Below are 9,246 nucleotides of genomic sequence, written 5' to 3' on the forward strand. Positions count from 1 at the left end.
CAGGGTCTCGCTGTTGAAGTTGGAGTCGATTTCGCGCAGCAGGCTTTCAAGCTGCTGGTTCGATGGCGGCTCGCTGCGCGCCAGGTACTCTTCGGCGGTTTCCAGCAAGCGATTGAGCCGCGACATCGGCTGCAAGGTCGCCTCTTCCACGGCGCTGAACAAATGCGCATTGCTTGAACCTGCGAAGAGCTCACCGAGGATCTCGCGGCCACGTTGCTGGGTTTCCTGGGTCGGCAGCACATATAACAGCGGCCACAGGTCAGCCTCGCTGGCCTCGGTACGCCCGCCGAGCAAGGCAGCGGCGGCGATAAGCCGTTGCGATTTGACGATGCGCCGGTCGGACAACTGAATGCCCGCCTCGCGCAGGCGGCGAATCGCCTGGGCCAGCAAGGGCCGCACGGCGCTCAGGTCGACATCGCCAAGGGCCTGGCCCAGCGTGTCCAGCTCATTCAAACCCAGCAACGACGGTATCTGCCGCCGCTCGCTCTGCCAGCCACCGGCGAGCATCGCTTCAAGCTGGTTGTCCGGCACCGAGTCGACAAACAGGTGCAACAGAAAGCGGTCACCAAACGCGGCCAGCGCTTCATCCTCGGGCAGGCCGTTGGAGGCCGCCACGCAGACCCGCAGCGGGCACTCGATCTGCGTGTGGCCACGGCGAAAGCGCCGCTCGTTGAGCACGCCCAGCAGGGTATTGAGAATGGCCGTAGAGCCGAGGAACACTTCGTCGAGAAAGACGATATCGGCTTCTGGCAGCATGCCGCTGACATCGGTTTCGACCGTGCCTTCGCGCAGCTTTTTCAGGTCGACGGTGCCGAACAGTTCCGACGGTTCAGTAAATCGCCCCAGCAGGTATTCGAAATAACGCCCGCCCATCGACTGCGCCACGCGCCGTACCACCGCACTTTTCGCCGTACCGGGCGGGCCGATGACCAGAATGTGCTCCTGGGCGACCGCTGCCAGCACGATCAACTCGGCCAGTTGTTCGCGACCCACCAGCCCTTCGGTGGCGGTCCGTACGACCTGACGAATGTGCGTGGCTGCGGTGTTTAATGCGGCGTTCATAAACATCCTTCCCTGAGTTTAAACAGGCCTCATAGACCGGAAAAAAACCGAAAAGATCCGTAACACATCTGATGCACCTGCGTTTTGACCGCTCGGTCACTCGTACCAACACCTCAATGCGACGCACACAAAACAGATATTTTCAATTCAGGATGTGTTGTCTACGATGGGTTGGCATGGACCCATCCGCCGCCTATGGACTGCCTGATGAACCTGTCTCACTCGACCAAAGTGGCCTTTCTGGTCGCTGCCACGTTTTTCATGGAAAACCTCGACGCCACGATCATTGTCACGGCCATGCCGCAGATGGCGCACAGCTTCGACGTGGCCGCCGTCGACCTTAACGTGGCGATCAGCAGCTACCTGATTGCGCTGGCGGCGTTCATTCCTATCAGCGGCTGGCTGGCCGACCGCTTCGGCGCACGGCGAGTGTTCGCCAGTGCGATTGCCATGTTCAGCTTCGCCTCGTTGCTGTGCGGGCTGAGCAGCAGCCTGGAAACCTTTATTGGCGCGCGGATTCTGCAAGGCATCAGCGGCGCGATGATGGTCCCGGTCGGGCGCCTGGCGGTGCTGCGTACTACCGAGAAAAAGGACCTGGTCAAAGCCATCGGCTATATCACTGCACCCGCGTTGATTGCTCCGGTGCTCGGCCCGCCGCTGGGCGGCCTGATGGTGACCTACGCCAGCTGGCCATGGATTTTCTACATCAACCTGCCGCTCGGGCTGCTGGCGTTCATCGCCACCTTTTCGCTGATTCCCAATGAACGCACCGAACGCAGCCGACCTTTCGACTGGCTGGGTTTCATTCTGCTGGGCAGCACCTGTGCGGCCTTGCTGTATGGCTTCGAGTGGCTGGGCCAGGACCTGAAAAACTTCCTGCCGGCCAGCCTGCTGTGCCTCGGCGCCTTGTTGCTGGGCGCCTGCTCGGTGTGGCACATGCGCCGCAGCGAACACCCGTTGCTCGACCTGAGCGTGATCAACATCCCGACCTACAAGGCCAGCCTGATCGGCGCGTCGCTGTTTCGCGCGTGCATCACCGCCCTGCCGTTCCTGCTGCCGCTGATGTTCCAGCTGGCCTTCGGCTTGTCGGCGGTGACCGCAGGTTTTCTGGTGATTGCCGTATTTGCCGGCAACCTGGCAATGAAGGCGTGCACCACCTGGGTGATCAACCGCTGGGGCTTTCGCAAGGTGCTGCTGGTCAACGGCCTGCTGGGCGTGCTGGCGATTGCCGTGTGCGCCAGCTTCGATGCGGCGATGGATCACCGCCTGATCATGTTGCTGCTGTTTTTGGGCGGGTTGTCGCGATCGCTGCAATTTACCGCCTACAACACCCTGGGTTTCGCCGATGTGCCGCAACCACAGATGAGCAATGCGTCAACGCTGTTCAGCATGATCTTTCAACTGAGCATGGGCCTGGGCGTGGCGATTGCCGCCCTGCTGCTGCGCGGCGCCATGATGGTGCATGGCAACGAGGGTACGGCCGACACGGCAGACTTCCAGCTGGCCTTCGTGCTGCTCAGCGTCATGGCACTGGTGGCGATGTACGACAGCCTGCGCCTGGAACCGCAGGCGGGGGCGGCGATATTGAATCGTCCGTGATGCTATTTTCGCCTGATCGTTCCGAGATTTTTTTTCACCTTGCCCGCCTGAAAACAGGGCAATAACGCAAACTCGCAACGCGAAAATGAAAAATTTTCACCATTGCGCCCTGTTCCCGTTCATCTCCTCGTCACCCGCTGATGGCACATTGGCATTCCTGAAAATCCTCCCTGATACTTGCTCGCGACTTGCGCGACGCCATCACCTTCTACCTTGAATATGGATATCTTCAATGACGCCTCAAGAACTGGAACTCGACGTTGCCGTGATCGGCGGCGGGGCCTCTGGCACTTACAGCGCCTGGCGCCTGCAACAGGTGCATGGCGACACGCAGAACATCGTGTTGTTCGAGTACAGCGACCGAATCGGCGGGCGGCTGTTCAGTATTAATCTGCCGGGGCTGCCGAACGTGGTCGCCGAGGTCGGCGGCATGCGCTACATGCCCGGCGAGAACGGCCATGTGCTGGTCGACAAACTGGTCGATCACCTGCAACTGCCGACCAAGGATTTTCCGATGGGCGCACCGGAACCTGTCGGCTCGAAGAACAACCTTTTTTATCTGCGCGGCAAACGCTTTCGTTATCGCGACTTTGAAGAAGCGCCGGAAAAGATCCCCTACGACCTGGCCTGGTCAGAGCGCGGCTTCTGCCCCGAAGACCTGCAAGTCAAGGTCATGAACTACGTCTACCCAGGCTTCGACACGCTCAGCCTGTGCCAGCAGATGCAGGTTCAGGTGTTCGGCAAGGAAATCTGGAAATACGGTTTCTGGGACCTGCTCTACCGGGTGATGAGCAACGAGGGTTACCAGTTCATGAAGGACGCCGGCGGCTATGAGGCCAACGTCGCCAACGCCAGTGCCGTGACCCAGTTGCCGGCCACCGAATACAAGGACACCACGGAGTTCTTGACCCTGGCCAACGGTTTCCAGAGCCTGCCGCTGACCCTGGCCTACAAGTTCGCCGATCTGCCGGGCCAGTTGCCGAGCGAAAAACGCGTGCAGATGAACCAGCGTCTGGTGTCGATCAGCTACGCCGACGACTCGGTTTACCCGTACCGCCTGCACTTTCAGACTACCGTCACCGTCGACGGCCAGACTGACGACAGCGTCGGCAGCCAGGTGGTCAAGGCCCGCAAGATCATCCTCGCCATGCCGCGCCGTTCGCTGGAGCTGATCGACGCGCCGATCTTCAACGACCCATGGCTGAAGAACAATATCGGTTCGGTGCTGATCCAGTCGGCGTTCAAGCTGTTTCTGGCCTATGAAAAACCCTGGTGGCGTTCGCTGGGCCTGGTGGCCGGGCGTTCGGTGACCGACCTGCCGATCCGGCAGGTCTACTACATGGGCACCGAGTGCGAGCAAAAAGGCGGCGAATCGACCCTCAACTCGTTGCTGATGGCCTCTTACAACGACCTGGGCACCGTGCCGTTCTGGAAAGGCCTGGAAGACGGCCCGCTGTTCACCGGCTTCACCCCGGCCAGCCTGGTCGGCAAGCTCAAGGCCGAACCTGTAGTGCCGCGCACCGAGTTTCCGGTCAGCGACGAGATGGTCAAGGTCGCACAGATGCAGGTCACGCAACTGCACGATCAGGTCGAATTGCCGGCGCCGTATTCAGCGGTCTACCACGCCTGGGACAGCGACCCGTACGGCGGCGGCTGGCATGAGTGGAAGGCCAACTATCGGGTCGACCAGATCATCTGCCAGATGCGTAACCCGGTCGAAGACCAGCACATCTACATCGTCGGCGAAGCCTATTCCTACGGCCAGGGCTGGGTTGAAGGCGCGCTCACCGTGGCCGAATCGACCTTGCAGGACTTTTTTGGCCTGGACCGCCCGGAATGGCTGCCGGAAAGCTACGCCCTGCTGCCGGTGCCCACCCCGTACGGTTGCAGCTTCGAGCCCGGCCAGCCGGTGCCCGGTGCAGACGCCACAGAACTGCTGAAGAAAGTCACCGAGTTTGCCTGGAAGGGAATCCACAATGGCGACAAATAACCCGTTTACCGTGGCCGACTACCTGCTCGCACGGCTCGAACAATTGGGTCTGGACAAGGTGTTTCAGGTGCCCGGCGACTATGTCGCGCACTTCATGGATGCCCTGGAGCGCAATCCGAACATCGACGCAGTGGGTGACATCAACGAGCTGGGTGCCGCTTATGCGGCCGACGGTTATGCCCGCTACAAGGGCATCGGCGCCGTGTCGCTGCAATACGGCGTCGGCACTTTCAGCGCCCTGAACGCGATTGCAGGCTCCTATGTGGAACGCAACCCGGTGGTGGTCATCAGCGCCAGCCCGACTGCCGCCAACCGCCAGTTGATCTGGTCCGAAGACGTGCTGTTTCACCACTCAACCGGCGACTTGCAGGTCGGCCGCAAGGTGTTTGAAAACGTCACCGTGGCCTGCGAACTACTGGACGACAGCCGCACCGCACCAGCACTGATCGACAAGGCCTTGATCGCCGCGATCAGCGAACGACGGCCGATCTATCTGGAAGCCTGGCAGAACGTCTGGGGCGAGGTTTGCCCGCAGCCAGTCGGTAAATTGCGCGCCGTGCCGGCACCCAATGATGCCGCGTCGTTGCTGGCGGCCGTGGGCGCATCGGTGCAGCGCCTGCGCGCCGCCTCACGGCCGGTGATCATGCTCGGCATCGAGATTGCGCGCTTTGGCTTGCAAGAGCAGGCGCTGCGCCTGATCGAAGCCAGCGGCTTGCCGTTCACCACCACGCTGGAAGCCAAGACGGTGCTCGACGAGACGCATCCGTTGTTCATCGGCACCTACGCCGGCACCGCCTCGCGCCCTGAAACCCGTGAATACCTGCAAGGCGTGGACTGCATCCTGGCGCTGGGGGCGATCTTTACCGACGACTACCTGAACCTGCTGCGCAACGACTTTGGCAACATCATTCTGGTCAACACCCAGCAGGCGCGTACCGGCTTCCAGTACTACCCGCACATCGCCCTGCCCGACTACCTGAACACCCTGAATAGCGCGCTGGGCCTGTACGGCAGTTTCCCGCCGCTGGAACAACCGTTGACGCTGCATGCCGCCTGGCCGGCCCCGCTGCCGGACGACACGCCGCTGGACTACGAGGTGTTTCTCGATACCTTGAGCTTTTTCGCCGACCAACAGAACCTGTGGGACGACAGCGCGCTGATCCTCGGTGAAAGCTCGTCGCTGTATGCCGCCAGCAACATTCTGTGGATGCCGCGCAACAGCTTTGTCGCCGACGCCATCTGGGGCTCGCTGGGTCACGAGACCGGCTGCGCGCTGGGCGTGGCGATGGGTGGCAAACGCCGGCCCATCGTCGTTGCCGGCGACGGTGGCTTCATGATGATGTGCCAGTCGCTGTCGACCCTGGTGCGCAACCGCATCAACGCGGTGGTGTTCGTGATGAGCAACGAGGTGTATGCCATCGAACAGGCGTTCGTCGACATCAGCGCCTTTGAAACGGGCAAGTTCGCAGCGTTCGATGTGTTGCCACAGTGGGACTATCCTGCATTGGCACAAGGCTTCGGCGCCAAGGGCTACACGATTTCGACCCTGGGCGAACTGCGCGCGCTGCTGCCGCAACTGCTCGACAGCCAGGACACCACGCTGGTGCAGGTGGTCATCCCGAAAACCGACCTGGCGCCGCAGATTGCTGCTTTGGCCTCAAGCACCAATCAAGACGTTTGAACCTTTGTGCACGCCCTTGCACGGCATGGGCGTGCGTATTCAATGGAGTAAGTGCCGCATGGATGTTCGCCCTCTGTTTACCTTGTCGTTACTGAGCCTGTCCTTGTTCGCAGGCAACGCGCTGGCCCATACCCTGGGCCACGACCACGGCACCGGGCAAGCACCCGACACCTTCGCCGCCGACAAGAACACGGCATACCTGGAGGTGCTGCACCAGTGCGTCAGCGACAAGGACACTGCCAAGGATTACCTGCTGTCGGGCCTGGGCGGCACGCGTTATCCGCTGGTGGCGCTCAAGGATGCCGACAAGGTCGAGGCGTTCTACAGCCAGGGCATTGCCCTGCAATACGGCTTCAATTTCGCCGAAGCCACCCGCGCCTTTTACCAGGCCAGCCGCTTCGATGAAAAAGCCGCCATGCCGTACTGGGGCATTGCCTTGTCGGCCAACTCCAACATCAACAGCGACGCCACCGACGGCTGCAACCTGCTGGCCTGGCGCTCGGCTCAGATTGCCAAAGACAACGCCACCGCGCGCCTGGAAGACCTAGCGGTCAAACAGCAATTTCCCGAGGCACAACTCAAGCGCGAACTGGGTTATGCCGAAGCGCTGCTGACCCTGTACACGGTCAAAGGCGACAAGGTGCTGATCGAACAGGCCGGCAAACAACGTTATGCCGACGCGATGAAAAAGCTCTCGGAGCAAAACCCCGACGACCTCGACGCCGCCACGCTGTACGCCGACGCCCTGCTCAACCTGGCCCCGTGGAAGTGGTGGAAAGGCACCGAAGCCACCTCCAACGAAGTGCAACCCACCGGCCCGGCCTACGAGGCGCTGCAAGTGCTCAACCGGGTGCTGGTGCAAAACCAGAATCACACCGGCGCCAACCACTTCTACATTCATGCCATCGAAGAATCGCCATTCCCCGACAGCGGCCTGCCCATGGCAGATCGCTTCCGCACCCAGAACCCGGCCATCGGTCACCTGGTGCATATGGCCTCGCACATTTACCAGCGCACCGGCGACAACGCGCTGGCGAGCATCACCAACTACACCGCCGTCTCGGTCGACCGCGCCTATATCAAACAGGCCGACCCGCAGAGCCCGTACGCGCTGCATTATCTGGGGCACAACATCCACTTTCTGACCTGGACCCTGTCGATCGAAGGCCGGCAGAACGAAACCCTGACCATGGCCGAGGAATTGGTGGAGAACACCACGCGCTTCGCCTCACAGGATTTTCTGTGCAAGCAGTACCCGGATGAGATTCGGGTCAAATCCGATTACTTCTATGCCGTGCCCTACTACTTCGCCGTACGCTTCCAGGACTGGGACGCGCTGGCGCGCATCGAGCCGAAAATCCACGCGGGCCTGGCGCAGATCAACCAGACCTGCAAGGCCGTCGTCGCCGACTGGAAAGACCTGACCGCGCCCTACACCCGCGCCATGACCGCCTATGCCAAGGCGTACCAACAAGTGGCGCAAGATGGCTTGAGCAACGACGCCGCCCGCGATGCGCTCAAGGTCTGGTGGCAGGCAGTCGACAGCAGCCTCAAGGAACCTGTTGCAGCACCGGCCACAGAGCTGGCCTACGGCAGCAACAAGGCCGTGGACCTGCTGCGCATCGCCAACCTGATCCTGATCAACAAGGCTCAGGAAAACCTCAAGGGCACGCTGGACCTGAACGCGCTCAAGCAAGCCAGTGCCCAGGTGTTCACCAAGAATGACCCGCAGGAGCTTGCCACCGACCTCAAGGGCCTAAGTGGCGACAACAAAGAACAGGTGCTGACCGCCTGGCGCAAGGCTGTCGAGATTCAGGACGCCCTGAACTACAACGAGCCACCGGACTGGTACTACACGCTGCGTGAGTCGCTGGGCTATGCGCTGCTCGACCAGGAAAAGTACGCCGAAGCCGAGCAGGTCTTTCGTGAAGACCTGGCCGGCAACCGCTTAAGCGGCCGCTCGCTCAACGGGCTGAAAATCAGCCTGGAAAAACAACCCGGCAAACCGGTGCCGGCGCTGCTGAACGAGCAACTGCAAACCGCATGGCGCAATGCGACGGTGAGCCCGGCGCCATATTGATACAACACAAATGACCGGCCGGGCGCCGCCTTGGCGCCGCGCTGTCGCGCAGCAAACATGGGACCTGTAGGAGGGGGCTCTGCCGGAATGCCGGACCATCGCGATCGGCTGCGTTAGCAGTCGTAAATATCAGCGTTTCAGAAATTTCCGTGAGCGCTTCGCGCTCAATCGCCAGCAGAGACGGATCGCCGCCCGCTCCCTCCTACAGATTCGTGTTTTTAATTCAATAAAATCAATAACTTATTTTATTTTTGATGAGAGATCGCCCGTCGCCTTGGCGCCGCGCTGTCGCGCAGCAAACATGGGACCTGTAGGAGGGGGCTCTGCCCGCGATCGGCTGCGCAGCAGTCGTAGATTTGCAGCGTTTCGACGATTTCTGTGAGCGCTTTGCGCTCAATCGCCAGCAAAGCTGCCTCCTACAAGTGGTGTTTTTTAAATTCAATAAAATCAATAACTTATTTTATGTTTGATGAGAGATCGCCCGTCGCCATGGCGCCGCGCTGTCGCGCAGCAAACATGGGACCTGTAGGAGGGGGCTCTGCCGGAATGCCGGACCATCGCGATCGGCTGCGTTAGCAGTCGTAAATGTTCAGCGTTTCGCAGATTCCTGTGAGCGCTTTGCGCTCAATCGCCAGCAGAGCTGCCTCCTACAAATTTGTGTTTTTAATTCATTAAAATCAATAAGTTATTTTATGTTTGATGAGAGATCGCCCGTCGCCATGGCGCCGCGCTGTCGCGCAGCAAACATGGGGAGGTACGGTCAAGTCTGCTGTGAGTCCCGAATTGAAAAAGCCCCTGGCGGCTGACCCGAAGGGGCTGCCGCCAGGGGCTTTT

At 60.7% G+C, this 9,246-nt stretch carries 5 protein-coding genes; 4 read left to right on the forward strand and 1 reads right to left on the reverse strand.

Annotated elements, in window-relative coordinates:
• On the reverse strand, window positions 1-1,062 hold a 1,062-nt coding region (locus tag ACYP2A_RS07740; RefSeq protein WP_459744148.1), incomplete at its 3' end, for an AAA family ATPase.
• A gap of 207 nt (window positions 1,063-1,269) precedes the next feature.
• Here ACYP2A_RS07740 and ACYP2A_RS07745 point away from each other — a divergent pair.
• From ACYP2A_RS07745 to ACYP2A_RS07760, 4 genes are all read left to right on the forward strand, one after another.
• Window positions 1,270-2,661: an MFS transporter gene (locus ACYP2A_RS07745; RefSeq protein ID WP_459744156.1), complete on the forward strand. Its 1,392-nt coding sequence runs from the start codon at window positions 1,270-1,272 to the stop codon at window positions 2,659-2,661.
• Window positions 2,662-2,893: 232 nt separating this feature from the next.
• On the forward strand, window positions 2,894-4,651 hold the full coding sequence (locus tag ACYP2A_RS07750; RefSeq protein WP_459744158.1) for a flavin monoamine oxidase family protein: 1,758 nt from the start codon (window positions 2,894-2,896) through the stop codon (window positions 4,649-4,651).
• Entirely contained in the window at window positions 4,638-6,332 is a 1,695-nt protein-coding gene (locus ACYP2A_RS07755; RefSeq protein ID WP_459744159.1) for an alpha-keto acid decarboxylase family protein, read from the forward strand. The genes ACYP2A_RS07750 and ACYP2A_RS07755 overlap by 14 nt, the downstream gene beginning before the upstream one ends.
• 58 nt (window positions 6,333-6,390) lie before the next feature.
• A complete protein-coding gene (locus ACYP2A_RS07760; protein ID WP_459744160.1) occupies window positions 6,391-8,412 on the forward strand; it encodes a hypothetical protein in 2,022 nt (673 codons plus the stop codon).
• Window positions 8,413-9,246 lie beyond the last annotated feature (834 nt).

The organism is Pseudomonas sp. 3A(2025), assembly GCF_054589175.1.

Coding starts and splice junctions, on each gene's coding strand:
- ACYP2A_RS07750 (WP_459744158.1), top strand. CDS start 2,894: ATGACGCCTCAAGAACTGGAACTCGACGTTGCCGTGATCGGCGGCGGG.
- ACYP2A_RS07755 (WP_459744159.1), top strand. CDS start 4,638: ATGGCGACAAATAACCCGTTTACCGTGGCCGACTACCTGCTCGCACGG.
- ACYP2A_RS07745 (WP_459744156.1), top strand. CDS start 1,270: ATGAACCTGTCTCACTCGACCAAAGTGGCCTTTCTGGTCGCTGCCACG.
- ACYP2A_RS07760 (WP_459744160.1), top strand. CDS start 6,391: ATGGATGTTCGCCCTCTGTTTACCTTGTCGTTACTGAGCCTGTCCTTG.